Raw genomic sequence first — 24,689 nt, forward strand, 5'->3', positions numbered from 1 at the left:
CTCGGTCAGGCGGTGTTCGCCTCGGGCGCCGGGGCGGCCGCGGGCGCGGTCTCCTGTTGCTCGTTGATGTCCTCGAGCGACCGTCCGAGCGTTTCGGGAGCGAAGCGGGCGGAAACGGCCAGGATCGTGTACATCGCGGCGATCATCAGGAACACGCCCGCCACGCCGGCGTGGTCGAAGGCGAACACTGCCGCGAACGGCATGAGCGCACCGGCGATGTTGCCGACTCCGTTCACCGTCGAGCAGCCGAGCGCGCGGACCCGCGTCGGGTACAGCTCCGGCGACCAGAGGGCGAGCGTGGAGTTGAGGAACAGCGAGAAGAACTGGAAGACCGACCCGTAGATCAGGATCGCGGCCGGGCCGTTCGCCAGTTCGGCGAACGCGATCGCGGAGAGGCAGCCGAGCACGCCGGCGATCAGCACTGTCGTGCGCCGCGGCAGTTTCGCCGCGACGAGCGCGGCGGCGAGCGCGCCGAACATGCTGCCCGCGTACATGATCAGGGTGAAGACCAGGCTGCTGGACACCGAATAGCCTTTGGAGACCAGCAGGGTCGGGAGCAGCACCAGCAGGGTGACCTGCGCGCCGAACGCCATCCACGACGCGACGCTGATCGCGACGGTCCGCTTGAGCAGCGGGCGCTTGAAGATCTCGGTCGGCGAAACGTGCGGTTGGACCTCGGCCGAGGAACTCGTGTCGAGGAACGGAACGACCTCGGCGTCGCTGGGCCGTTTCCGGATGTTGTCCGAGGCGAGGATCGTCAGCGCGCGGTTGGCTTCGTGGATCCGTCCCGAGTCGACGAGGAACCGCGGCGATTCGGGCAGATAGCGCCGGTACACCACGACCAGCAGGGCCGGGATCGCGAGGAAGCCGAGCAGCCAGCGCCAGGACAGCAGGTTGCCGCCGAGGACGTTGTTGAGCGGTCCGAGGACGACCACGAACAGGCCGTAGGCGGCGAAGTTGCCGATGCCGCCGGAGGCGAATCCCATCGAGCCGACCGCGGTGCCCCGGCGTTTCGTGGCGACGATCTCCGAGACCAGGGTCAGCCCGATGGTGAACTCGCCGCCGAGCCCGATGCCGACGATGAACCGGCTGATCAGCATGATCGGGTAGTTCGGCGCGAAGGCGCTGAGCAGGCCGCCGATCGTGTAGACGAGCAGGTTGAAGCTGAGCGAGAACCGCCTGCCTTTGCGGTCGGCGAGGTACCCGCCGACCAGCCGGCCGACGATGCCGCCGACGACGGTGAGCGTGTTGATGGTGACGAGCTCGTCGTTCCCGATGCCCAGGGCCTCCTTGAGCATCGGGCCGATGGCGCCGGGGGCGTCCTGCTGCAGGGTGTCGAAGAACATTCCGGCCATGACCAGGCCCATGACCCAGAACTGGGCCCGGGTCAACGGGAACGCGTCGAGCGCGTCGGCGACGGAGCGGTGCCGGGCGCGGTGCGGCGCCGGCTGGTGGGGAGCTGGTCCTGACACGACCGTCCTCCTCGGGTCGGCTGCGGGCGGCTGGCCGCGCAGCGGAGCGGTGTGATGTGCCTCATAACCCCCTGCTCAGTTTGTATACGAGATGCGGGGAGGGGTCAAGAGGTGAGGTTTCACCGTAACCGGCGGGCGAGCCGCAATCAGCCAAGATCAGAGGTGTTACACAGGCTTAACTCAGACGTCGGCGGGGGTCGGCCGGGCCGGTGAGGGCTTCTGCATCGGCGAAGTCTCGTATACAATCGTCATCTGTCCTTCGGGTGCTCGCCGTCAGCGGCAGCCCGTGTCTGGCCGAGGAGGATCGATGGATCGCATGCACGTGTCGGCGACGTCCCACTGGCCCAACTACCTGCCGGAGTACATCGCCCGCGAGCACGGCTACTTCGCCGACGAAGGGCTGGACTTCGGGCGCAGCGCGCCGCCGGACTGGACGAAAGTGCTCTCGGACCTCCACGACGGCACTGCCGTCGCGGCGCTCGGCGGACTCTGGGTCCCGGCCATGTACTACGGGCGCGGGCAGCACTACGTGCCGTTCGCCGCGCTCAACTCGCGCAACCCCAAGGTCCTCGTGATGCGCGAACCGGACCCGGGGTTCACCTGGCGGTCGCTGGAACACAAGATCGTGCTGGCCCCGGGCGCCGGCGGGACGGCTCCCTACGTGCACACCGCCGGCCTGATGCGCAAGTCCGGAGTGGACATGGCGACGGTGCGCTGGGTCCGGGACCTGAGCGGGCCGATGATGCTCGATCTCTTCCTGGGCGGCCACGGCGACGCGCTCGTGACCGACGCGGTCAACGGCGCGGTCCTGGAGCGAGCCGGCAAAGCCGCGATCGTCGCCCGGCACGACGTCGACGGCGGCCGGATGCCGAACAGCGTCTACTACACGCTGCCGGGAACGCTGGAGAGCAGCGACGTGGTCTGGAGGTTCTGCGTCGCGCTGCAGCGGGCCTACGACTGGCTGCGCGAGAATTCGGCCGCGGGCGTCGCCGATCTGCTGGCGCGAGAGTGGCCGCAGCTCGACACCGGGCACCTGATCGAGATCGTCGACGACCTGCGCGCGCGGGGCCTGTGGGAAGACATCCGGATCGACCGCGCGGCGTACGAGGAATGGCTGCGGATCATGGTCGAAGACGGGCTCGTCAGCGCCGACGTGCCGTACGAGAAGCTGATCGACCCGTGCCCCGCCGACGCGGCCGTCGAACGAGTCGCCGCCGCCCGCTGACCCGCCCAGACCACCTCCGGCCCCCGAGGCCGGGAACGGAGTCCTCATGCCAGCCCCCAGCCCCGGTTACGCGGTCACCCTCCGGGTGGAGGTCAAAGCGGCCTCCCTCACCGGGGAGGTGACCCAGGCGGTGATCGCCGCCGGCGCGGTCCTGACCGCACTGGACGTCGTCGAGTCCGGGCCGGCGGGCCTGGTGGTCGACGTGACCTGCGACGCGGTCGACGCCGCGCATTCGGCGTCGCTCGCCGCCGCGGTCGAGGCGATTCCCGGCGCGTCGGTGCGCAAAGCGAGCGACCGCACCTTCCTGGTGCACCTCGGCGGCAAGCTGGAAGTGGTGCCGACCGTGCCGCTCAAGCACCGGGACGACCTCTCGCGTGCGTACACGCCCGGCGTGGCGCGGATCTGCCGTGCCATCGCCGAAAATCCCGCCGACGCGCGGCGGCTCACGATCAAGCGCAACACCGTCGCGATCGTCACCGACGGTTCGGCCGTGCTCGGTCTCGGCAACATCGGCCCGGCCGCCGCGTTGCCGGTGATGGAAGGAAAAGCGGCGCTGTTCAAGCAGTTCGCCGGAGTCGACGCGTGGCCGGTCTGCATCGACCGCCAGGACGTCGACGGGATCGTCGAGATCGTCCAAGCGCTTTCGTCGACCTACGGCGGGATCAATCTCGAAGACATCTCGGCACCCCGCTGCTTCGAAATCGAACGCCGGCTGCGCGAACTGCTCGACATCCCGGTGTTCCACGACGACCAGCACGGCACCGCGATCGTCGTGCTGGCCGCGCTCAAGAACGCGTTGCGCGTCGTGGGCAAGACCCTGCCGCGCGCCCGCATCGTGGTGAGCGGGGTCGGCGCGGCCGGGCACGCGATCATCCGGCTGCTGCAGATCCAGGGAGCACAGGACATCATCGCGTGCGATCGCCAGGGAGCCTTGCACTCCGGGCGGGCCTACCGCGACGCCGACCGAGCGTGGATCGCCGAGACGACCAACCCCGGCCAATTCGCCGGGCCGCTCGCCGAAGCGCTGCGCGGCGCGGACGTATTCATCGGCGTGTCCGGGCCCGACCTGCTCACCGGCGACGACATCGCGGCCATGGCGCCCGGTGCGATCGTTTTCGCGCTGGCCAACCCCGACCCGGAAGTCGCTCCGGCGGCCGCCGCGGAACACGCCGCCGTCGTCGCGACCGGCCGGTCCGACTACCCGAACCAGATCAACAACGTCCTGGCGTTCCCGGGATTCTTCCGCGGCATGCTCAACGGCGGCGCGAACGAGATCACCGACGCCCACCTGCTGGCCGCGTCCGACGCGATCGCCGACGCCGTCGGCCCGGAGGAGCTGAACGCCAGCTACATCGTCCCCAGCGTGTTCGACCCGCGCGTCGCCGTCCTGGTGGCGGACGCGGTCGAATCCGTTGTCCGCGCCGGAGAAAGGAGCGCCTGAGGAAACTGCCGCCAAGATCCAGACCGCACCGCACGACTTCTGAACCCCGTCGCCGGGGCCGCGCCCGGACGAAGCACTCCGCGCGCGCCCGCCGAACGGCGACTCCGCGGCCGGCCCTCCGCCCAGTTCCGGGCGCCCGGCCCGCATCCCGCCGCGCGCCCGGCGTTTCCGCCGGCGACGCGCACCCGGGCCCTCGCCCGCGCGACCGCTGCGCGCGCCGCCGAGACCGCCCGGAACCCTGCCCCGCCACGGGCAGATTCCTCTGGCACAAGGAGATCGGCCAGATGTCGTCCCCGGATTTCCCCCACCGCACCGCTCCTCGTCCCGCCGCGCCGCCGCCCGCCGCGGCCGGGGCTCCCGGCCGCCTCTCGGAGGTGATGGACCGGATCGGCTGGACCCGCGCGCACGCGATCGTCGCCGGCCTGGTGCTGGCCGGCATGTTCTTCGACGCACTCGAACAGGACACCACCGGCGCCATCACCCAAGGGCTCAAAGCCAGCTTCGGGGCGGGGACCGCGGACCTCGCCTTCGTCAACACCGTGATGATCGTCGGCGGCCTCGTCGGCCGGGTCGGCACCGGCTACCTCGCCGACCGCAAAGGCCGCCGCTACGCACTGGCGTTCAACCTGCTGCTCTACACCTTGGGCGGCGTGCTCAGCGCGGTCTCGCCGAACCTGGTGTTCCTGGAGGTGTCGCGGTTCATCGTCGGCGTCGGGCTCGGCGGCGAGTTCACCGTCGGCCTCGCGCTGGTCACCGAGATGGTCGCGACCAAGTACCGCGGGACCGTCGCGGCGTCGCTCAACATCGGCTCCGGCGGGGTGGGCAACTTCGTCGCCTTCGGCCTGTTCCTGGTCGTGCTCGGCCCGCTGAACGACGCCCTCGGCGGCACCTCGGCGAGCTGGCGCTGGCTGTACGTGCTGCTCGCCGTCCCCGCCGTGCTCGTGGTGTTCATCCGCCGGTACATGCCCGAGTCTCCCCGCTTCCTGCTGTCGAAGGGACGGCTCGACGAGGCGAACGCGGCACTCACGACGCTCGCCTCCGGCCGGCTCCGCCGCAAGAACCGGGGCGAGGTCACGCCGTACCTGACCGAGGCCGACATCCCGGCCGTCGTCGGCCGGACGGTGCCGCTGCGGACGCTGGCGACGGCCGGTTCCCTCCGCCGCACGGCGGCGATCGGCATCGCGTCCTGGATGTCGTTCGGCGCGCAGATCACCTTGCTGGTGCTGATGCCGAGCATTCTCGTCGCCCAGGGCTACAGCATCAGCGACAGTCTCGCGTTCACCATGGTGATGAACTTCGGCAGCCTCCTCGGCGCGTGCGCCGCCGCGCTGCTGGCCCGCGTCGTCGGCCGCCGGACCACAGTGGTCGCCGCCGCCGTCCTCGGCTGCGGCGCGGCTGTCGCGTTCGCGTCCTTCGCGCACGGCACCGTGCTGATCCTCTTGCTGGGCGGGACTTTCCAGCTCTTCGCCCTGCTGCTGAACACCACGCTCGCGGCGTGGTCGCCGGAGGTCTACCCGACCGAGGTGCGGGCGCTGGGCACCTCGATCGTCAACGGCATCGGCAACGTCTCCGGCGCGGTGATGCCGCTCGTCGCCGTCCCGGTCTTCGCGGGCTGGGGGATGTCCGGCGTCTTCCTGATGCTCGCGTCGATGTACGTCGTCCTCGCGATCGCCGCCCGGTTCGCCCCGGAGACCTACCGGCTGTCGCTGGAAGAAATCAACCGGACCCCAGTCTGAGCCCCGTCGCATTCCTCGAAGAAAGGCAGGCCGCAGTGCGGCAATACAGTGCCCCGGTCGACTACCGGCGGATGGAATCCCTTCTCCACGGCTTCGAACCGAGTTTCGCTTTCGAACCGGCGGACCAGATCGCCGAGGCCGAGTACGCGGACCGGATCGAGCGGCTCCGCCGGGACGCGACCGTCGCCGGTCTCGACGCGATCCTGGTGCACGCCAGTCTGGTCGGCTGGTACCACACGTCGAACCCGTTCCTGCGGTATCTCTGCGACTGGATGCGGGAAGGAGTCCTGATCGTCCCCACCGACGCCGGGCTGGCGCCGGAACTGCTGTCGTTCTGGACCGAGTCGGCCGTCGTCCCGCCGGGCGGCGAGCCGTTGCTGGTCGGCGAGATCTGGCAGGTTTCGCCGTTCGGGCGGGAAAGCGTCGACCGGCCGGGCTCGCCGCTGCGCAAGACCGTCGAGGCGGCCGCGGGCGTGCTGCGCCGGCTCGGCCTCGCCGGCGGGCAGCTCGGCCTGATCGGCGACGACACCGCCGCGCCGTGCTGGGCGGGACTGCGGGAACTCCTGCCCGGCACGGGGTTTCGCGACGCCACCGAGATGATTCTCCGGATGCAGCGGATCCGGTCGGCGGCCGAAATCGCCCTCATCCGCTCGGCCGGGCAGCTGATCGACATCGGGTACGAGGCCGCCTGCCACGTCACCCGGCCCGGCGTCACGGACTACGAGGTCTACGCGGCGTTCTCCTACGCGCAACTGTCGCGCGGCGGCGAAACCGGAGACGGCTACCAGATCGGCGTGAACCAGTACGGCACTCACTGCGGCAAGCCCTACGGGCACGTCATCCGCGACGGCGATCTGCTCAACCTCTACATCTCCAACGTCACGTATCTCGGCTACTGCGCCCAGGCCGCGCGCATGATGGTGATCGGCACGGCGACCGACGAACAGGAAGAAGTCCTCGAGATGACCGTCGACGCGGTGCGCCGGGCGGAAGTCCTGATCAAGCCCGGCACGAAGTTCAGCGACCTGCACGACGCCGCCTTCGAGGCTTACGTGGAACGGGGCTACCTGAAATCGAAGGAAACCCGCACCATGCCGTTCAACTGGGAGGCGCTGCCGGACGGCTCGCCTCGCCCGGTTCCGCGCCGGCCCGTCGCCGACCCGGACTGGGAAGCGCAAGGTCGCCGGCTGCTGCACGTGTACCCGGCCGCGCCCGGACCGCACAACCCGAACCTCGGGCACGCGATCGGGATGCCGAAGCTGCCGCAGTACAACGTCGCCTCGCACAACACCGACCGGATGGAGCCCGGGATGGTGTTCGTCCTGCACGCCCAGTGGGTCGATCCGCTGGTCGCCGGTTCCAACCTGGGCGACCTGTACGTCGTCACCGAGACCGGCTTCGAGAATCTGACCTGCCGGACCTCCGTCGAGCCCTTCCGGGCGTGAGCGTCGCCGGGACCGGCAAGGCGACGGTCCCGGCGGCCCCGGGCGGCTTCCTTGAAATGGAAGTCGTTATCATGAGGCCTCGGCGGCGGCGCCGGACGCGGTCGCGGCTGTTCCCGGATGCCCAGGTCGCGCGATCGGTATACCGTGCTGGACAACGTGCAGGAGGTCTCATGTGGAGCCACGTGATCGTCAAGGCGGCATAGGTCGTAGCGACGGGTCTGGCCGGTGCGGCGGCGTATGACGGAGTGAAGAAGGTCGCCAAGTCGAACGCGGTCCGGCAGGCCACGGTGACGGTGACGGCGTGGGGCCTGCGCGGTGCTCGCGCGGCCGAGGCCGGCGCGGAGAAGGCCCGGCTGGTCACCGCGGACGTGGTGAGCGAGGCCCGGGCCCGGATCGGCGAGGAGGCTCCCGCGCCGGGGACGGCGGCCGGGCACGGGCACGAGCATTGAGCGGGCTCGCGACGCTGGTCGCCGACGCCGCGGGGCGCGCGCGGTTCGAGAGCGCCGCGTTGCGCGGGCGTCCGGCGCTGGCGGTCGCGGTCGAGGACGAGGTGGACCGGGTGGCCGGGGTGCGGCAGGTGCACGCGTACCCCCGGACCGGCAACATCGTCGTCTGGTACCGCACTGGCCGTTGCGACCGGGAGCATTTGCGCAAGGTGATCGACGCCGGCCTGCGGGCGGACCCGGCGAGCGCCGCGGGCCGGACGCCGCGGTCGGCGGACGTGCACAACGGCGATCTCGTGCGGCTGGTCGTGGGCGGTGCGGCGCTGGCGGTGCTGGGGCTGCGCCGGTACGCGCTGCGGCGGCCTCCGCTGCTGGGAGCGCGCGGGCGGGCGGTGGCCACCGGGGTCACGATTTTCACCGGTTACCCGTTCCTGCGCGGCGCGGTCCGCTCGCTGGCGGGCGGTCGCGGCGCGGGGACGGACGCGCTCGTGTCGGCGGCGACGGTGGCCAGCCTGGTGCTGCGGGAGAACGTGGTCGCGCTGACCGTGCTGTGGCTGCTAAACATCGGCGAGTACCTGCAGGATTTGACGCTTCGCCGCAGCCGGCGGGCGGTGTCGGAGCTGCTGACCGGTTCGGAGACCCGGACCTGGACGCGGCTGCCGGACGGCACGGAACTCGAGGTCGACATCGCCGACGTCGAGCCCGGGCACGAGGTGGTCGTCCACGAGCACGTGGTGCTGCCGGTGGACGGGGTGGTCGTCGAGGGCGAGGGCGTCGTCGACACGTCGGCCGTGACGGGCGAGCAGCTGCCGGTCGCGGTGGCGCCGGGTTCGCCGCTGCACGCCGGATCGGTGCTGTTGCGCGGGCGGCTGGTGGTGCGCGCGTCCGCGGTGGGCCGGGACACCGCGATCGGCCGGATCATCGAGCGGGTGGAGCGGGCGCAGGCCGACCGGGCGCCGATCCAGACGGTGGGGGAGAACTTCTCCCGCCGGTTCGTGCCGGCGTCGTTCGCGCTGTCGGCGCTGACGCTGCTGGCCACTCGCGACGTCCGGCGCGCGATGACGATGCTGCTCGTGGCCTGCCCGTGCGCGGTGGGGCTTTCGACGCCGACCGCGATCAGCGCGGCGATCGGCAACGGCGCGCGCCGCGGCGTGCTCATCAAGGGCGGCGCGCACCTGGAGGCGGCGGGCCGGGTCGACGCGGTCGTGTTCGACAAGACCGGCACGGTGACGCTGGGCCGGCCGATGGTCACCAACGTCATTTCTTTCGCCGACGAATGGTCGCCGGAGCAGGTGCTGGCTTACGCGGCCAGTTCGGAGATCCATTCGCGGCATCCGCTCGCGCAGGCGGTCATCCGGTCCACCGAGGACCGCCGGATCGAGATCCCGCCGCACGAGGAGTGCGAAGTCCTGCTGGGACAAGGGATGCGGGTGCACAGCGACGGCCGCGTCCTGCTGATCGGCAGCCTCGAACTGCTGCGGCGGCAGAACGTGCCGATCGCCGACGAGGCGCGGGACTGGGTGCGGCGGCTGCAGGAGGCCACCGAGACCCCGCTGCTGCTCGCGGTCGACGGCAGGCTGATCGGCCTGGTGTCCTTGCGCGACAGCGTCCGGCCGGAATCGAAGGAAGTGCTCGACGCGTTGCGGGCCGACGGGGTCCGGCGCATGGTGCTGCTGACCGGGGACAGCCCGGAGACGGCCGCGGCGGTGGCCGCGGAACTCGGCATCGACGAGTTCCGCGCGCGGGTGCTGCCGGAGGACAAACAGGACGTGGTGAAGCAGTTGCAGGACTCCGGCCACGCGGTGGCGGTGGTCGGCGACGGCACCAACGACGCGCCGGCGCTCGCGCTGGCCGACATCGGGATCGCGATGGGCGTGTCCGGAACGGACGTCGCCGTGGAGACCGCGGACGTGGCGCTGGCCGGCGACGACCTGCGCGCGCTGCTCGATTTGCGCGACCTCAGCCGCCGTTCGGTGTCGGTCGTGCGGCAGAACTACGGCATGTCGATCGCGATCAACACGCTCGGCCTGCTGATCTCGGCCGGCGGCGCGCTCTCGCCGGTGGTGGCCGCGATCCTGCACAACGCGTCCTCGGTCGCGGTCGTGGCGAACAGTTCGCGCCTCATCCGGTACCAGCTCCCGGCAGGCGCCCCGGGGCGTCCGCGCACCGGCGGCTGAACCGGGTTCGCCAGGCGCGGCCCGGAATTCGGCTGCGCAGGTCCGGGATGGCAAACCAGGTCCGGCAAGAGCCACTTTGCCTGCTTAATGGAAACGACAATCATTATCGTGTAGGCTGCGGGCATGCGCTTGCGGCTCACCGTGCTCTCCGGACCCGACGAGGGCGTGGTGGCGCCGGCCTGTGCCCGGCTGGCCGCCCAGGGCGCCGCGGTGCTCGCCTACCGGCACGACGGGCATTCGTGGTCGCGATGGCTGGATTCGGGCGGCGGGTGCCGGGTCGCGCGTCTCGGCGAGGGCGACCGGACCTCCGCGGTGCTCCGCGATCTGCCGGCCGCGGTCGCCGAGGCCCGGGAAGCGGTCGCCGGGCCTGATCTGGTGCTGCGGCTTCCGTTCGCGGTCGATCTCCCGCAGGTGCTGGACGAGGCCGGGGAGCTCGCCGAGGTGGACGCGGTCGTCGTCGCGCTCGATCCGGAGCGGCTCGAAGACTGGCTGTGGGACCCGGCCCCGGTGGACGGGCTCCCGGTCGGCGAACACCTCGTGGACGCGCTGTCGTGCGCGGACACCTGCGTGCTGCCGGCGGCCGGTTCGGGCCGCGGCCGCGGGGAACACCTGCTGGCGCAGCTGGCTCCTCGTGCCCGGGCGGTCCGCGCGGGCGGGAAGCCGGGGCGGCCGGAATTTCGGCTGGGCGCGGGCGGTTACGACGTCGGCGAGGTGATCGCCCGGCTGGCTCCAGGCGCGGTCACGGTTCCGGTGCTGGACGAATCCGGCCCCTTCCGGACTGCGGTGGTGCGGGCGCGCCGGCCGCTGCACCCGGAGCGGCTGGCCCGGGCGATGCCCGCGATGGCCGCCGGGAGCGTCTGGTCCCGCGGCAGGCTCTGGATCGCGTCGGTCCCGGGGAATCGGGTGGTGTGGCGCGGCGTCGGCCCGCACGTGAGTTTCGAGGACGGCGGGGGATGGGACGACGACGGCCTGCTCGATCCGGCTTCGCCGGACGGAGACCGCCGCGGCACCGTGCTCGCGTTCACCGGGGACGAGGTCGACAAGGAGGAGCTGCGGGCCGCGCTGCTGGATTGCGAACTGACGGCGGCGGAATGCGCGGGCGGCCCGCTGGAATGGGCTGATTACCCCGATCCGCTGCGGCTGGCGCGCGCGTTGCCGATGCCGGCGGCGCCGGTGGGTTCGATTTTTTCGGAGATGACGGAGGAGAATCGATGAAGGTGCGGAAATCGCTTCGCTCGCTGAAGAACAAGCCGGGGTCGCAGGTGGTGCGGCGGCACGGCAAGACGTTTGTGATCAACAAGAAGAACCCGAAGTTCAAGGCGCGGCAGGGCTGACGGCCAGCCGGCCCGCATCCAGCCGCTGCCGAGGGGTTCGCGATGACTGAAGTGCTTTTCGAGTCGGGTTTCGCTGTCGTGCTGTGCGATCAGGAGGGATGCCTTCCTCCGCCGGGGCAGCACGACGTGCTCGCCGCGCTGCGCACGGTCGTGAGCACCGCCCGGTATGGCGTCCTGATCCGGTCGGGCTGCCTGTTCCGGTCGCTCCGCGCCGGGGAGGCGCCGTGTTCCCGCGATTGCGGCGGGAACAGCGGCGGCCCGGGTGCGTACGCGCTGGTGCAGCGGTGCGACTCGGAACTGCGGCCGCTCGGCCCGGCCGCGGTGGCCGGGCCGTTGCACGAGCCGGACGACACCGCGGCCCTGTGCGAATGGCTCGAAACCGGTGTCCGGGAAGGGAAACCGCTGCCGGCGCGACTGCGTCCGGTCACAGTCGGCGGCACCGGGTGACCGGTGCCGCGCCAGGTGCGGGGAGGAACGCTCGTGCAGGTGTCCGAGGTGTTCGACGCGGCCGCCGAGGCGTTCGCGCGATGGACTCCGCTGCTGTGGGAGCCGGTCGGCGAGGCCGCGGTCCGGGCCGCGGGACTGCGGCCCGGCGATCGCGTGCTGGACGCCTGCTGCGGCAACGGCGCGGCCGCGATCCCCGCGGCGCGCGGCGTCTCCCCAGCCGGGCACGTCGACGCGGTGGACCTCTCCGGAGCCCTGCTGCGCGACGGCCGGGAACGCGCGGCCGCCCGCGGGGTCGGCGGCATCCGGTTCCGCCGAGCGGACGCGACCGCCTGGACCGCGGACGGGAAACCGGGCTACGACGCGGTGTTGTGCTTGTTCGGGGTGTTCTTCTTCCCCGACCTGGACGCCGGGGGCCGGCACCTGGTGCGGTTGCTCCGGCCCGGCGGCAGGTTTCTCGCGACGACCTGGGAGGGCGGCGCGGTCGAGCCCGTCGTGCGCCCGTTCGCCGAAGCCGCCGCCGCGGAGCGGGCCGCTGCCGGGCTGCCCGCACCCGATCTCTCCCGGCAGCGAAAAGCCAGTGCGCGCTTGGAAAGCGCGGACGGTCTCGCCCGTTGGCTGCGGGAAATCGGCGCGACCGGCCCGGAAGTGCGTTCGGTGACGCCGGAGATCCCGCTCGACGCGGCCCGGGCGTGGGACTTCGTGATCGGCTCGGGAACCCGCGGCCTGCTTTTCGGCCTCGGCGAGGCGGCCGTGTCCAGAATCCGGCGGAGGTTCTGGATTTCCCTGCAAGAGCAGGGAACGACCGTTTTCCGCCCCACTGTCCTCATCGGACACGGCAGCAGGACCCGCACTGCGTGAATCGCCGGCAAAAGCTCCGCCGATCCGAATCGGACATTCTCCATTAACCGCAGAAAAATCAGTCTTTTCGGCGGCATCCGCCGCCGGTCACGAATAGGAAACGGTTGCCATTTGCCATTCCGCGCGGCCTTGAAGTGATAATCACTTTCATCTAGCGTCCCGGTGTCCGCCCGTTCGGGGTACCCGGTCCCGGGCTGTCCCGTCTTGCTGAGGAGAGCGTTCCCGGATGATGTTTCAGTTCGCCGGCTCCGTCCGTCGGCGCGCCGCCGGCCTCGTGCTGGCCGGCGCCGTCGCCGCGGCGGCCACCGGATGTTCCACGACCGCCCCGGCCCAGAACGGCGGCACCAGCGCGGCGGCAGGCTCGAGCACGAAAATCGCCGTGGTCGCGGCGGAGAACTTCTGGGGCAGCATCGCCGAGCAGCTCGGCGGCGAGCACGCGACCGTGCACAGCGTCATCAACAACCCGGACGCCGACCCGCACGACTACGAGCCGACGCCGGCCGACGGCCGGACGATGGCCTCGGCGCAGTTCGCGATCGTCAACGGGATCGGCTACGACCCGTGGGCGCCGAAGCTGATCTCGGCCAACCCCAACGAGAAGCGGACCGTGCTCACCGTGGGCGACGCGGTCGGGGTCAAGGCCGGCGGCAACCCGCACCGCTGGTACTCGCCCGACGACGTGCACAAGGTCATCGACGAGATCACCGCGGACTACCGGAAGCTCGACCCGGCCGACGCGGCGTACTTCGACGCGCAGAAGCAGAACTTCGAGACGAAGGCGCTGGGCCAGTACACCGCACTGGTTTCCGGGATCAAGGCGAAGTACGCGGGAACCCCGATCGGCGCTTCGGAATCCATCGTCACGCCGCTCGCCGAAGGCCTCGGCCTGAAGATGCTCACGCCGGAGTCCTTCCTGGACGCGATCAGCGAGGGCAGCGATCCGACCGCCGCCGACAAGGCCGCCATCGACGCGCAGATCAAGGGCAAGCAGATCAAGATCTACGTCTACAACAGCCAGAATTCGACCCCGGACGTGCAGGCGCAGGTCGCCGCGGCCAAGGCGGCCGGGATCCCGGTGGCGACCGTGACCGAGACCCTGACCCCGGCCGGGGCCACGTTCCAGGACTGGCAGACCAAGCAGCTGCAGGGCATCGAACAGGCTCTCGCGCAGGCGACGGGCAAGTGAGCGAGCCGACTGCGCCGGTCCGGACGGCGGGGCGTCCCGCGCCGCCGCCGGACCGGCCCGGCGAGCCCGATGCGATGCACCGGCCCGAACCTGTCGTCTCCGTCCGCGACGCGGCGGTCCGCGTCGGCGGCCGCACCCTGTGGAGCCAGGTGAGCGCGGACGTCGCTCCCGGCGAGTTCGTGGCGGTGCTCGGCCCGAACGGCGTCGGGAAGTCGACGCTGGTGAAGGTGCTCCTCGGGGAACTGCCCGCGTCCGGCACGGTCCGGGTGCTCGGTGCTCCTGCCGGGCGGGACAACCACCGCATCGGCTACCTGCCGCAGCGGCGCAGTTTCGACGCGTCGCTGCGGATCCGCGGACTGGACATCGTGCGCCTCGGCTGGGACGGCGACCGCTGGGGCGTGCCGCTGCCGTTCGCCTCCCGGTTCGGTTCCCGCCGCCGCGCCGACGCGCGCATCGCCGAGGTCGTCGAACTGGTCGGAGCGCGCGGTTACGCGCACCGCCCGATCGGCGAGCTGTCCGGTGGCGAGCAGCAGCGTCTGCTGATCGCCCAGGCGCTCGTGCGGCGTCCGGCGCTCCTGCTGCTCGACGAGCCGCTGGACAGCCTCGACCTGCCGAACCAGAGCGCGGTAGCCGGGCTCGTCAGCCGGATCTGCCACGAGGAGAAGGTCGCCGTGGTGATGGTCGCGCACGACGTCAACCCGATCCTGCGCCACCTCGACCGGGTCGTCTACCTCGCGCACGGCAGCGCGGTCTCCGGCACGCCGGAGGAGGTCATCACGAGCGCCACGCTGAGCCGGTTGTACGGCACGCCGATCGAGGTGCTGACGACCTCCGACGGGCGGCTGGTCGTCGTCGGCGGCCCGGAAAACCCCGGTGGCCACGGTGATCCGCACGACGGAGGCCGCGATGCTCGCTGACGGACCCGCCGGGCCGAGCTGGAACCTCCTGGCCGACATCCAGGAGCTCTGGTCGTTTCCGTTCATGGTCAACGCTTTCCGGGCCGGCACGATCGTCGCCGTCGTCTCCGCGGTGCTGGGCTGGTTCATGGTGCTGCGCCGGCAGACGTTCGCCGGGCACACCCTGGCGGTCGTCGGGTTCCCCGGCGCGGCCGGCGCGACGCTGCTGGGCATCGGCGCCGGATACGGCTACTTCGCGTTCTGCGTGGCGGCCGCGCTGGTGATCGCCGCGATTCCGCGGGGCGGCAAGGAAAGCCACGGGCACGAGTCGGCCGCGACCGGCACCGTGCAGGCGTTCGCGCTGGCGTGCGGATTCCTGTTCATCGCCCTGTACAAAGGATTCCTCAACGGAGTGAACGCGTTGCTGTTCGGCACGTTCCTCGGCATCACCGACGCCGACGTGCTCGTCCTGCTGGCGGTGACCGCGGTCGTCCTCGCCGTGCTGGCGGTGGTCGGCCGGCCGCTGCTGTTCGCCTCGGCGGACCCGATCGTGGCCGCCGCGCGCGGCGTTCCGGTGCGGCTGCTGTCGATCGTGTTCCTGGTGCTGCTCGGCGCCGCGGTGGCGGCGGCCAGCCAGATCACCGGCACGCTCCTGGTGTTCGCCCTGCTGGTGATGCCGGCCGCGACCGCGCAGGCGCTGACCGCCCGGCCGGGGCTGAGCCTGGTCGTCGCGGTCGTGCTCGCCGTCGCCGTCACCTGGTTCGGCCTCGGTGTCGCGTACTATTCGGAGTATCCGATCGGGTTCTTCGTCACCACTTTCGCCTTCGTCCCGTACGCGCTCGTCCAGTTCGCGCGCCGGTTGCGCCGTCCGGCGCTCCGGCGGGCCGCGGTGGCCGGGAGCGGCGCATGACTGCCTTCGCGTCGCTGCTCGCCCCGCTGGAGCATCCGTTCTTCGCCAACGCCTTGCTCGCCGGCACCGCGATCGCCGCGGCGTGCGGGCTGGTCGGCTACTTTCTCGTCCTGCGCGCGCAGATCTTCACCGGCGACGCGCTCAGCCACGTCGCGTTCACCGGTGCGCTGGCCGCGCTGGCGTTCGGCATCGACGCGCGGATCGGCCTGTTCGCCGCGACCATCGCGGTCGCGGTCCTGATGGGCGCGCTCGGCCGGCGCGGCAACCCCGACGACGTGGTGATCGGCAACATCTTCGCCTGGATCCTCGGCGTCGGAGTCTTCTTCCTCACCGTCTACACCACGCAGCGCAGCACCGGGAACGGCGCGGCGGGCGTGAACGTCCTTTTCGGATCGATCTTCGGGATCAGCGCCGGCGACGCGGTGCTGGCCGCGATCGTCGGCGTGGCACTGTGCCTGCTGATGGCCTTGCTGGCGCGGCCGCTGCTGTTCGCCACCGTCGATCCGGCGGTCGCCTCCGCGCGGGGAGTGCCGGTGCGCCTGCTGGGACTGGTGTTTCTCGCCGTGACCGGTGCGTGCACCGCCGAAGCCGCGCAGGCCGTCGGAGCCTTGCTGCTGCTGGGTTTGCTCGCCGCGCCAGCGGGCGCGGCGCTCTATCTGACCACCCGTCCGTTCCGGGCGCTGGCGTTGTCGGCCGCGCTCGCGGTGGCCGACATGTGGATCGGGCTGGGGCTGAGTTACGCGGTCCCGGTGCTGCCGCCCAGTTTCGCCATCCTCGCAGTCGCGGCCGCGGTCTACGCGCTCGCCGCCGGCGGTTCCGCACTCCGCCGGCGGAGCACGGCGATGGCCGGGCCCGCAGCGACATGACCGGCTCCGGCGCGCGCCGGAGCCGCTACGAGACTCGGCAGCGACGAGCCGTCCTCGCCGAACTCGAACAGGCAGCACAATTCCTGAGCGTCCAGGCGCTGCACGCCCGGATGACCGGCGCCGGGCAGAAGGTCGCGCTTTCCACGGTGTACCGGGCATTGCGCTACTACACCGAGGCCGGCCAGGCGACCGCCGTCCTCGGGCCGAACGGCGAGCGGCGCTATCGGCGCGCTGACGCGCAGGGCGGTTACCTGGTCTGCCGGCGTTGCACCGAGACGGTCCCGATCGATCTGCGGGTCGTCTTGGCCTGGGCTGCGTCCGTGGCGGCGGAACGCGCGTTCTCCCGTGTCGCGGTAGTCGTCTTCGTCACCGGCGTATGCCGGCGGTGCGCGCTTTCGACATCGGCACGGAGCCTCGCGCGGGTTGACTCTGACACTGTGTGAGGCGGTAGACCGGGGGCATGACCGACATATTGCTGCAGTCCGCGACCGGAGTCGCGGGGGAGCTCCGTGCTGGCCGATTGTCCGCGCGGGAGCTGGTGAAACGGGTGCTCGAACGGGTCGACGCGGTCAATCCTGGTTTGAACGCGGTGGTGGAGCTGGGCCGGGAGAGCGCATTGCGTGCTGCGGACGACGCTGACCGAGTGCTGGCCCGAGGCGAGCAGGCGGGCCCGCTGCTCGGGGTGCCGATGACTGTCAAGGAGGCCATTCGCGTCGCCGGGATGCGCTCCACCTGGGGCGATCCGGCTTTCGCCGAGCACGTGGCCGATCGCGACGCGGTGGCGGTGTCGCGGCTGCGTTCGGCCGGGGCGGTGCTGTTCGGCACGACCAACGTCGCGCAGATGCTCGCTGACGTCGTGGAGTGCGTCAATCCGTTGTACGGCAGGACCGTCAACCCGTGGGACCGCACGCGCTCGCCCGGCGGTTCGACCGGGGGAGGAGCCGCGGCGGTGGCCGCCGGAATGTCCTTTGTGGAGTACGGCTCCGACCTGACCGGCTCGATCCGGATCCCGGCCAGCTTCTGCGGGGTGTACGGGCTGAAACCCACTGCCGGCACGGTCCCGCTGGACGGGTTCCAGCCGCCGGGCCCGCCCGCCGGGCCGACGGAGATGGCGTACCTGTCCGCGGTCGGGCCGCTGGCGCGTTCGGCTGCGGATCTGCGCACCGCCCTGCGAGCCACCGCCGGGCCCAGCGGCGCGGAGGCCAAGGCCTACCGCTGGCGTCTGGCGCCCGCGCGGCATGCTCGGTTGGCTGATTTCCGGGTCGGGGTCGTGCTCGATCATCCGGCTGCCGCGGTCAGCTCCGATGTCGGCGCCGTGCTGTCGGACGCCGTAGATTCGCTGGCCGCGGCCGGCGCGACGATCGTGGAGGGCTGGCCGGAGGGCGTCGACCCGATCGGTCAGGCCGAGTCGTTCGGGTTCCAGGTGCGGCAGTTCTTCGCCTTCCACGGCGGCGACCCCGATTTCGCCGGCCTGCCGGCGGTGGTGGAGCAGCACGACCGGCGGATGGCGGCCCGTGCCGCGTGGGACCGGTATTTCTCCGAGGTCGACGTCCTGCTGTGCCCGGCCGTCTGCACCACGGCTTTCCGCCACCTCGGTCCGGACGACGAGCGGCCCTATCCCGAGCTGGGGTTTTGGATCGCGCACGCCTCCCTGGCCGGTCTGCCCGCGCTCAGCGCCCCGGCCGGCCGCACACCGGGCGGGCTGCCGGTCGGCGTGCAGGTCCTCGGCCCGCGGCACGAGGACGACACCGCGATCACCTTCGCCGAACTGGCCGCGGAGGTCATCGGCGGGTTCACGCCGCCGCCCGTGGCGGGATGAGCCAGGCGGCCGAGCAGCGGTCGGCGGGGCGGTTGCCCAAGTCAGGGTTCGTCGCCGCGCGACGTCGGCGTGGCCCAGAACGTCCGTGCAGATGCTCGGCCCGCGGCACGAGGACGACACCGCGCTCGCCTTCGCCGAGCTGGCCGGATGAGCCGGGCCGCCGCGGTAGCGGCGGCGGGGCGGTGCCCAAGTCAGGCTCCGTTGCCGCCCGGCGTCGGCGTGGCGCAGCACGTCCGTGCTGAGCGTCTTCCCCGTCGGCCAGAACGGACAGGAAGCCGTAACCCGCCAACGGTGCCGGTCGCCGCACCCGAGGTCGGGCCCGGCAGGCAAGTGGGCGGCGATGGTATGTATGAGCCATGAGCGAACGGCCCGCGGGCAGCACCCTCGCCGTCATCCGAGCGGCGTTGCCCGCTTTGCTGCCCAGCGAGCAGCGCGTCGCCGAGGTGGTGCTGGCGCGGCCGGCCGAGGTGGTCGACTGGTCGGTCGCGGATCTCGCCGCCGCCGCGAACACGTCGTCCGCTACCGCGGTGCGGGCGTGCCAGCATCTGGGGTTCCGCGGCTTCCAGCAGCTGCGCTTGCTGCTCGCGCGGGACGTGGGCACCGCGGCCGAGCCGGCGAGTCCCGAGTTCGGGCCGGAGGACTCGGCCGAGACGATCGCGGCTGCGGTGTTCGCCACGGCCAGCAGCGTGCTGGCGGGCGGGATGGGCGCGGTCGACCCGGCGGAGCTGCGCAAGGCCGCCGACGTGATGACGACCGCGCGGCGGCTGGTGTTCGTCGCCAACGGCGCGTCCGGGTTCGTGGCTCAGGCGGCGGCGTTCCGGTATGTCGGCACCGGTTTTCTCGCCGAAGCGCCGACCGAGGCGATCACCCAGCAGATCGTGTGCCGGCTGCTCGCGCCCGAGGACGTCTGCGTCGCGATCAGTTCCAGCGGCTCCAACGAACTGACCCTGCGCGCGGCGGAAGCGGCGGCCAAAGCGGGCGCGACCGTCGTCGGGGTGACGTCGTTCGCGCATTCGCCGCTGACCGCGGTGGCCGACCTCACGCTCATCACCGGCACCGCGCCGTTCCAGGGCAACGACGTGCTGGCCGGCCCGATGGCGCAGCTCGCGCTGCTCGTTTCGCTGCAGCTGGCCGCCGGTTTCCGCAGGCCGGACCGTTCGTCGGAAGTGCTCGACGAAGTGTGGCGCGTCGTCACGCCGGACACGCGGCGTAGCTGACGTTCACCCGGACCGGGCCAGTCCTGGCCCGGTCGTCGCGGAAAGCTCGATCCTTCGCCACCCGCTGTTCACGTGTGTCGCCGACACTGCCCGTGTAAGCGCGTACCAGAAATGAAGAAAACTCTGGAACGCGGATTCATGGGAGGAACGCCGTGGGACAGATACACCTCGAAGGCCTCACCCGCCGGTTCGGCTCGGTCACCGCGGTGGACCGGGTGCGCCTGGAGATCGCCGACGGCGATTTCGTCGCGCTGCTGGGTCCCAGCGGATGCGGCAAGACCACGCTGCTGCGGATGATCGCCGGGCTGCTCCCGCCCACCGCGGGCCGGATCCTCGTCGACGGCCGGGACGTCACCCAGTTGCCGCCCAAGCGCCGCGACCTGGCGATGGTCTTCCAGAGCTACGCCCTCTATCCGCACCTGACGGTCGCCGGCAACATCGGCTTCCCGCTCCGGGTGCGCCGCCGGCCGCGCGCGGAAATCCGCGAGCGAGTGTCCGAAGTGGCCGCTCAGCTCGACCTCGAGCCGCTGCTTCGCCGCCGCCCCAAGGAACTTTCCGGCGGGCAGCGGCAGCGGGTCGCGCTCGGCCGCGCGCTCGTGCGGGAGCCGGCCGCGTTCCTGATGGACGAGCCACTGTCCAATCTGGACGCGAAACTGCGGACCGCGACCCGCTCCGAGCTGGCCGCATTGCACCGCAGGCTCGGCTCCACGTTCGTGTACGTGACCCACGACCAGGTCGAGGCGATGACCATGGCGACGCGGATCGCGTTGCTCGACGGCGGGCGGCTGGAGCAGGTCGGCACCCCGGCCGAGGTCTACGACGAACCGGCGTCGGTGTTCGTCGCCGGGTTCCTCGGCTCCCCGCCGATGAACCTGCTGCCCGCCACCGCGCGCACGGTGGACGCCCGGGTGCGGGTGCTCGCCGCGCAGGTCGACGTTCCACTGTGGACCGGAAGCACGCCGGAACAAGAGGTGGTGCTGGGCATCCGCCCCGAGCATCTCTCCTTCGCCCCGCTCACCGAGGAGCCGGGCGCCCGTCCGTTGTTGCGCGGAACCGTTGCCGCGGTGGAAAACCTGGGCAGCGAAGAGGTCGCCCTCTGCACTGTCGGCGGCGCGTCGGTGGCCGTGCGCGGCCCGCGCCCGCTCGGGATCGTCCCCGGCGAGCCGGTCGCGCTGACCGCCTCCGCCGACCGCATCCATCTGTTCGACGCGCCGAGCGGACGCCGGCTCGTCTGGCGGCCGGAATCCGTGCTGGCCGCCGCCTGAAGAATCCGAGGAGAACTCCGTGAGATCACTACGCCGCCCCGGTGCGGCCCTCGTGCTCGCCGCCGCGGCTCTGCTGTCGGCCGCCTGCGGCGGGATCGGCGCGACCGCTGCCGACTCCGGCGCCAGCGCCCCGGTTCCGGAACTGGCCCCGAACCAGCACGTCGACATCACCTTCGAGAGCTACAACCTGTCCACCGCGGGAACGTGGACGAACACCGTCAACGACCTGCTGGCGCGGTTCCAGCGCAAGTATCCCAACATCACCGTGCACGGCCAGCCGCCGCAGGGCGCCGGCGCGGCGGGCTCCAACACCGTGTCCAGCGTGCAGAGCCAGCTGATGGTCGGCAAGGCGCCGGACGTGGCGCAGCTGACCTTCGGGGACCTGGACTACGCGGTCACGAAGCTCAGGCCGAAAGCGCTGGAAGACCTCGTCGGCGCCGCCGCGGTGAAGAACGCGCTCGGCGGCACGCACCCGATCCACGAGCGGGCGCGCGGACTCGCGGCGATGAACGGGAAAACCTACGGCCTGCCTTACGTTTTCTCCACCCCGGTGCTGTTCTACAACGCCGACCTCTTCCGCAAGGCGGGGCTCGACCCGGACAAGCCGCCGTCGACGTGGGCGGAGGTCCAGCAGGCCGCGCTGGCGATCAAGAAGGCCACCGGCGCGGGCGGCGCGTACGTCGACTGCTTCACCAAGGTCTCCGGCGACTGGTGCCTGCAATCGGTGATCCGCTCCGCCGGGGGACGGGTGCTCTCGCCGGACCGCAAGACGCTGACCTTCGCGGACGGGCCGGCCGCGGACGCGGTCACAATGGCCCAGGACATGGTGAAATCCGGGGCCACGCCGGATCTCACGCAGGCCCAGGCGACCGAGGCGATGGGCCGCGGCCAGCTCGGCATGTTCGTGGAATCGAGCGCCTTGCAAGGCACGCTGCAGGGACAGTCGGCCGGTAAGTGGGAGCTGCGCGCGGCGCCGGAGCCATCGTTCGGCTCCCGCCCGGCCGTGCCGACCAACTCCGGCTCCGGGCTGTTCGTCTTCTCCTCCGACCCGGCCAAGCAGCGCGCCGCCTGGGACCTCGTCACGTTCCTGACCAGCGACGAGGCCTACACCCAGATCTCGTCGAAGATCGGCTACCTGCCGCTGCGCACCGGGCTGGTGAACGACCCGGCCGGGCTGAAGCCGTGGGCCGACCAGCACCCGCTGATCAAGCCGAACCTGGCCCAGCTGAACCGGCTCGAACCGTGGGTCTCCCTGCCCGGCGACAACTACGTGCAGATGCGGGACCTGATGATGCAGGCGGTGGAGAACGCCGTGTACCGCGGCGCGGACGTGCGGGCCACGCTGACCGCGGCCCAGCAACGAGCACAGGAGCTGATGCCGAAATGACCACAGTAGACAGCGCCCCGCCGGCGCGGCGCCTCGCACTGCCGGGCACCCGGAACTTCCGCGACGTCGGCGGATACCGGACCCGCGACGGCGGAACGGTCCGCTGGCAGCTGCTGTACCGGTCGGACGCCCTGTCCAAGATGGACGAATCCGGAGTGGCCGAACTGGCCGCCCGCGGCCTGCGGACCGTGCTCGACCTGCGGGAGCCGCAGGAGAGCGACCACGCCCCCGATCCGTTCGCCGGCCCGCTGCCGGAGGTGCTGCGGCGACCGGTGTTCGACGGACGGCTCGAAACCGGAGCCCAGCTCGACCTGGAGGCCGTCTACGAGCGGATGGTGGACGACTTCGGCGCCCAGCTGACCGGCGCGGTCCGCGAGCTGGCCCGGCCGGGCGCATTGCCCGCGCTGGTGCACTGCACCGCGGGCAAGGACCGCACCGGCGTCGTGGTGGCCCTCGTGCTGTCGGTCGCCGGGGTGGACCGGGAGCTCATCGCCGCGGACTACGCGCTCACCGCCGACTATCTCGGCCCCGCGTTCGTCGCCGAGGTGCGGGCCCGGCTGGCGGAGCTCGGCCTCCCGCAAGGACTGCACGACAACGCGATCGCCTGCCCGCCGGAACTCATCCTGCGCACGCTGGAGCGGATCACCGCCGCGCACGGCAGCGTCGAGAACTTCCTGCGCGCGCACGGCGCGACCACCGAAGAACTGACCGCGCTGCGCACCGCGCTGGTCGAAACCCCGTGACCGGAAGGAAAACCATGTCCGCTCCCACCCACACCGTCGTCCAGATCAGCGACACCCACATCGTCGCCGAGGGCAAACTGCTGCACGACAAGGTCGACACCACCGCGAACCTGAACGCCGCGCTGGCCGGCGTCGAGGCGCTCGGCGGGGCCGCGGCGGTCGTGCTGACCGGCGACCTGGCCGACACCGCCGACCTGGCGGCCTACCGCCGGCTGCGCGGAATCGTCGACGAATTCACCGCTCGGACCGGGATTCCGGTGCTGTACATGATGGGCAACCACGACGAGCGCGCCGCGTTCCGCACCGGACTGCTCGGCGAAGAGCCGGACGTCGCGCCCTACGACCACAGCACCGTCATCGACGGACTGCGCTTGATCGTCATGGACAGCACCGTGCCCGGGCACCACCACGGCGAATTCTCCGCCGAACAGCTGGCCTGGCTGCGCGACGAACTGGCCACGCCCGCGCCGGCCGGCACCGTGCTCGCGCTGCACCACCCGCCGATGCCGTCGCCGCTGCCGATCATGGACGAACTCGGCTTCCGCCAGACCGAGGAGCTCGGCGAGGTCATCCGCGGCACCGACGTGCGGATCGTGCTGAGCGGGCACGCCCACCACGCCGCGGCGGGCGTGCTCGCCGGGATCCCGGTCTGGATCAGCGGGGCCATCGCCTACACCCAGGACGTCTTCGCCGGTCCGGAACGGTTGCGCGGCATCGCCGGCGCGGCCTGCACCCGGGTGGACGTCTACCCGGGCACGGCCACCGCCACCTCGGTCCCGGTCGGCGCGCCCGACGTCGTCTACGACGTCGCGATCAGCGAGATGCTGGCCATGGCCGCCGAGTACACGCACTGACCGCCGTGCTCGTCCTCGCCCCGGCCCCCGCGCCGGCGCCCGCCGCCGAAGGCCGCACCCCGCGGCCCTCGGCGGCGCGGCGCCTGCGCGGCTGGCTCGTCCCGCTCGCGTACCTGGCACCGGCGCTGGTGTTCCTCTTCCTGTGGACCTACCGCCCGCTGGCGCAGACCTTCCAGCTTTCCTTCTACAACTGGAATCTCCTCCCGACCTCGCCGATGGTCCCGGCGGGCACCGGCAACTACGCCCGGGTCCTGTCCCTGCCGGAATTGGGCCAGGCCGTGGGGAACACACTGGTCTACATCGTCGCCCTGCTGCCGTTCACCGTGGTGATTCCGATCGTCGCGGCGCTGCTGACCCGGCGTGTCCGCGGCCGCGCGAAGACGGTGTACCAGGCACTGATCTTCTTGCCCACCCTCGTCACGCCGGTCGCCAGCGCGGTGGTGTGGCGGTGGCTGTTCGATCCGCAGAGCGGACCGGTGAACCGGGCACTCGGGCTGTTCGGCGTCGAGCCGGTGAACTTCCTGCGCGATCCGCACGCGGCGATCATCGCGATCATCGTGGTCGCCGGCTGGAGCCTGCTCGGCTTCGCGACACTGGTCATTTCGGCCGGGCTGACGGGGATCAGCTCCGACTACCCGGCCGCCGCCTCGCTCGACGGCGCTTCGCGCTGGCAGATCACCCGGTGGATCACCCTGCCGTTGCTGTCGCCGACGGTGCTGTTCCTGGTCCTCACCACGACGCTGCTCTCGGTCCAGATCACGTTCCCGCTGATCGACCTGCTTACCCAGGGCGGCCCGGACGGGGCCACCACGAATGTCTACTACCTGCTGTGGCAATACGGTTTCCGCAATTTCGACGCCGGGTTCGCCGGCGCGGCCGGGACCGTGTTCTTCGCCGGATTCGGACTGCTCGCCCTGCTTTTCGTGTGGCTGTCCGACAAGCTCAGCTTCTACGACAACTGAGGAAGA

The 24,689-nt window shown here is 71.5% G+C and carries 23 protein-coding genes; 22 read left to right on the forward strand and 1 reads right to left on the reverse strand.

Translation table 11 applies throughout. From position 1 onward, the window contains the following. Positions 1-5: 5 nt before the first annotated feature. A complete protein-coding gene (locus L942_RS16295) occupies positions 6-1,472 on the reverse strand; it encodes an MFS transporter (protein WP_063695783.1) in 1,467 nt (488 codons plus the stop codon). Between the two features lie 307 nt (positions 1,473-1,779). On the opposite strand from L942_RS16295, the gene L942_RS16300 reads away from it, so the two are divergent. From L942_RS16300 to L942_RS16405, 22 genes are all read left to right on the forward strand, one after another. Next, positions 1,780-2,697 carry an ABC transporter substrate-binding protein gene (locus L942_RS16300; protein ID WP_051166021.1) on the forward strand — a complete coding sequence of 306 codons (918 nt, stop codon included), beginning with the start codon at positions 1,780-1,782 and terminating at the stop codon, positions 2,695-2,697. 46 nt (positions 2,698-2,743) lie between these two features. After that, the gene (locus L942_RS16305; RefSeq protein ID WP_037360966.1) at positions 2,744-4,138 is read left to right on the forward strand and encodes an NAD-dependent malic enzyme; all 1,395 of its coding nucleotides are present in this window, start codon (positions 2,744-2,746) and stop codon (positions 4,136-4,138) included. Between the two features lie 284 nt (positions 4,139-4,422). Then, positions 4,423-5,874 (forward strand): MFS transporter, encoded by a 1,452-nt coding sequence (locus L942_RS16310; protein ID WP_200862829.1) that lies wholly within the window; start codon positions 4,423-4,425, stop codon positions 5,872-5,874. Positions 5,875-5,909: 35 nt separating this feature from the next. Then, positions 5,910-7,319 (forward strand): M24 family metallopeptidase, encoded by a 1,410-nt coding sequence (locus L942_RS16315; RefSeq protein ID WP_037360970.1) that lies wholly within the window; start codon positions 5,910-5,912, stop codon positions 7,317-7,319. 218 nt (positions 7,320-7,537) lie between these two features. Next, a complete protein-coding gene (locus L942_RS16320) occupies positions 7,538-7,768 on the forward strand; it encodes a DUF1490 family protein (protein WP_106964911.1) in 231 nt (76 codons plus the stop codon). Further along, a complete protein-coding gene (locus L942_RS16325; RefSeq protein WP_037360973.1) occupies positions 7,765-9,939 on the forward strand; it encodes a heavy metal translocating P-type ATPase in 2,175 nt (724 codons plus the stop codon). Before L942_RS16320 ends, L942_RS16325 begins: the two co-directional genes overlap by 4 nt. Before the next feature lie 123 nt (positions 9,940-10,062). Continuing rightward, positions 10,063-11,154 carry a GTP-binding protein gene (locus tag L942_RS42030; RefSeq protein WP_051166022.1) on the forward strand — a complete coding sequence of 364 codons (1,092 nt, stop codon included), beginning with the start codon at positions 10,063-10,065 and terminating at the stop codon, positions 11,152-11,154. Continuing rightward, positions 11,151-11,273, forward strand: a complete 123-nt coding sequence (gene ykgO / locus L942_RS16335) for a type B 50S ribosomal protein L36 (RefSeq protein WP_037360975.1) — start codon at positions 11,151-11,153, stop codon at positions 11,271-11,273. The genes L942_RS42030 and ykgO overlap by 4 nt, the downstream gene beginning before the upstream one ends. Positions 11,274-11,315: 42 nt before the next feature. Then, positions 11,316-11,720 carry a hypothetical protein gene (locus L942_RS16340; RefSeq protein WP_037360977.1) on the forward strand — a complete coding sequence of 135 codons (405 nt, stop codon included), beginning with the start codon at positions 11,316-11,318 and terminating at the stop codon, positions 11,718-11,720. Positions 11,721-11,753: 33 nt separating this feature from the next. Next, positions 11,754-12,578, forward strand: coding sequence for a class I SAM-dependent methyltransferase (locus tag L942_RS16345; protein ID WP_037360982.1), 825 nt, complete (start codon positions 11,754-11,756; stop codon positions 12,576-12,578). 226 nt (positions 12,579-12,804) lie between these two features. Further along, positions 12,805-13,764, forward strand: a complete 960-nt coding sequence (locus L942_RS16350; protein WP_037360985.1) for a metal ABC transporter solute-binding protein, Zn/Mn family — start codon at positions 12,805-12,807, stop codon at positions 13,762-13,764. After that, entirely contained in the window at positions 13,761-14,681 is a 921-nt protein-coding gene (locus L942_RS16355; RefSeq protein ID WP_200862830.1) for a metal ABC transporter ATP-binding protein, read from the forward strand. The genes L942_RS16350 and L942_RS16355 overlap by 4 nt, the downstream gene beginning before the upstream one ends. Beyond that, entirely contained in the window at positions 14,671-15,570 is a 900-nt protein-coding gene (locus tag L942_RS16360) for a metal ABC transporter permease (RefSeq protein WP_037361113.1), read from the forward strand. Before L942_RS16355 ends, L942_RS16360 begins: the two co-directional genes overlap by 11 nt. Continuing rightward, positions 15,567-16,436, forward strand: a complete 870-nt coding sequence (locus L942_RS16365) for a metal ABC transporter permease (protein ID WP_037360988.1) — start codon at positions 15,567-15,569, stop codon at positions 16,434-16,436. Before L942_RS16360 ends, L942_RS16365 begins: the two co-directional genes overlap by 4 nt. After that, complete coding sequence (locus tag L942_RS16370) at positions 16,433-16,879, forward strand: Fur family transcriptional regulator (protein ID WP_051166023.1); 447 nt, start codon at positions 16,433-16,435, stop codon at positions 16,877-16,879. The genes L942_RS16365 and L942_RS16370 overlap by 4 nt, the downstream gene beginning before the upstream one ends. 17 nt (positions 16,880-16,896) lie before the next feature. Continuing rightward, entirely contained in the window at positions 16,897-18,255 is a 1,359-nt protein-coding gene (locus tag L942_RS16375; RefSeq protein ID WP_037360990.1) for an amidase family protein, read from the forward strand. A 356-nt stretch (positions 18,256-18,611) separates the two neighbouring features. Next, a complete protein-coding gene (locus L942_RS16380; protein WP_037360993.1) occupies positions 18,612-19,472 on the forward strand; it encodes a MurR/RpiR family transcriptional regulator in 861 nt (286 codons plus the stop codon). 152 nt (positions 19,473-19,624) lie between these two features. Then, entirely contained in the window at positions 19,625-20,737 is a 1,113-nt protein-coding gene (locus L942_RS16385; RefSeq protein WP_037360995.1) for an ABC transporter ATP-binding protein, read from the forward strand. Between the two features lie 19 nt (positions 20,738-20,756). Next, a complete protein-coding gene (locus tag L942_RS16390; protein WP_037360997.1) occupies positions 20,757-22,124 on the forward strand; it encodes an ABC transporter substrate-binding protein in 1,368 nt (455 codons plus the stop codon). Next, a complete protein-coding gene (locus L942_RS16395) occupies positions 22,121-22,867 on the forward strand; it encodes a tyrosine-protein phosphatase (protein WP_037360999.1) in 747 nt (248 codons plus the stop codon). The genes L942_RS16390 and L942_RS16395 overlap by 4 nt, the downstream gene beginning before the upstream one ends. Positions 22,868-22,881: 14 nt before the next feature. Further along, positions 22,882-23,721 carry a metallophosphoesterase gene (locus L942_RS16400; RefSeq protein WP_037361001.1) on the forward strand — a complete coding sequence of 280 codons (840 nt, stop codon included), beginning with the start codon at positions 22,882-22,884 and terminating at the stop codon, positions 23,719-23,721. A 5-nt stretch (positions 23,722-23,726) separates the two neighbouring features. Further along, on the forward strand, positions 23,727-24,683 hold the full coding sequence (locus L942_RS16405) for a carbohydrate ABC transporter permease (protein WP_037361003.1): 957 nt from the start codon (positions 23,727-23,729) through the stop codon (positions 24,681-24,683). Positions 24,684-24,689: the final 6 nt, after the last annotated feature.

This window comes from Amycolatopsis orientalis DSM 43388 (genome assembly GCF_000411975.1).
Classification (GTDB): domain Bacteria; phylum Actinomycetota; class Actinomycetes; order Mycobacteriales; family Pseudonocardiaceae; genus Amycolatopsis; species Amycolatopsis orientalis_D.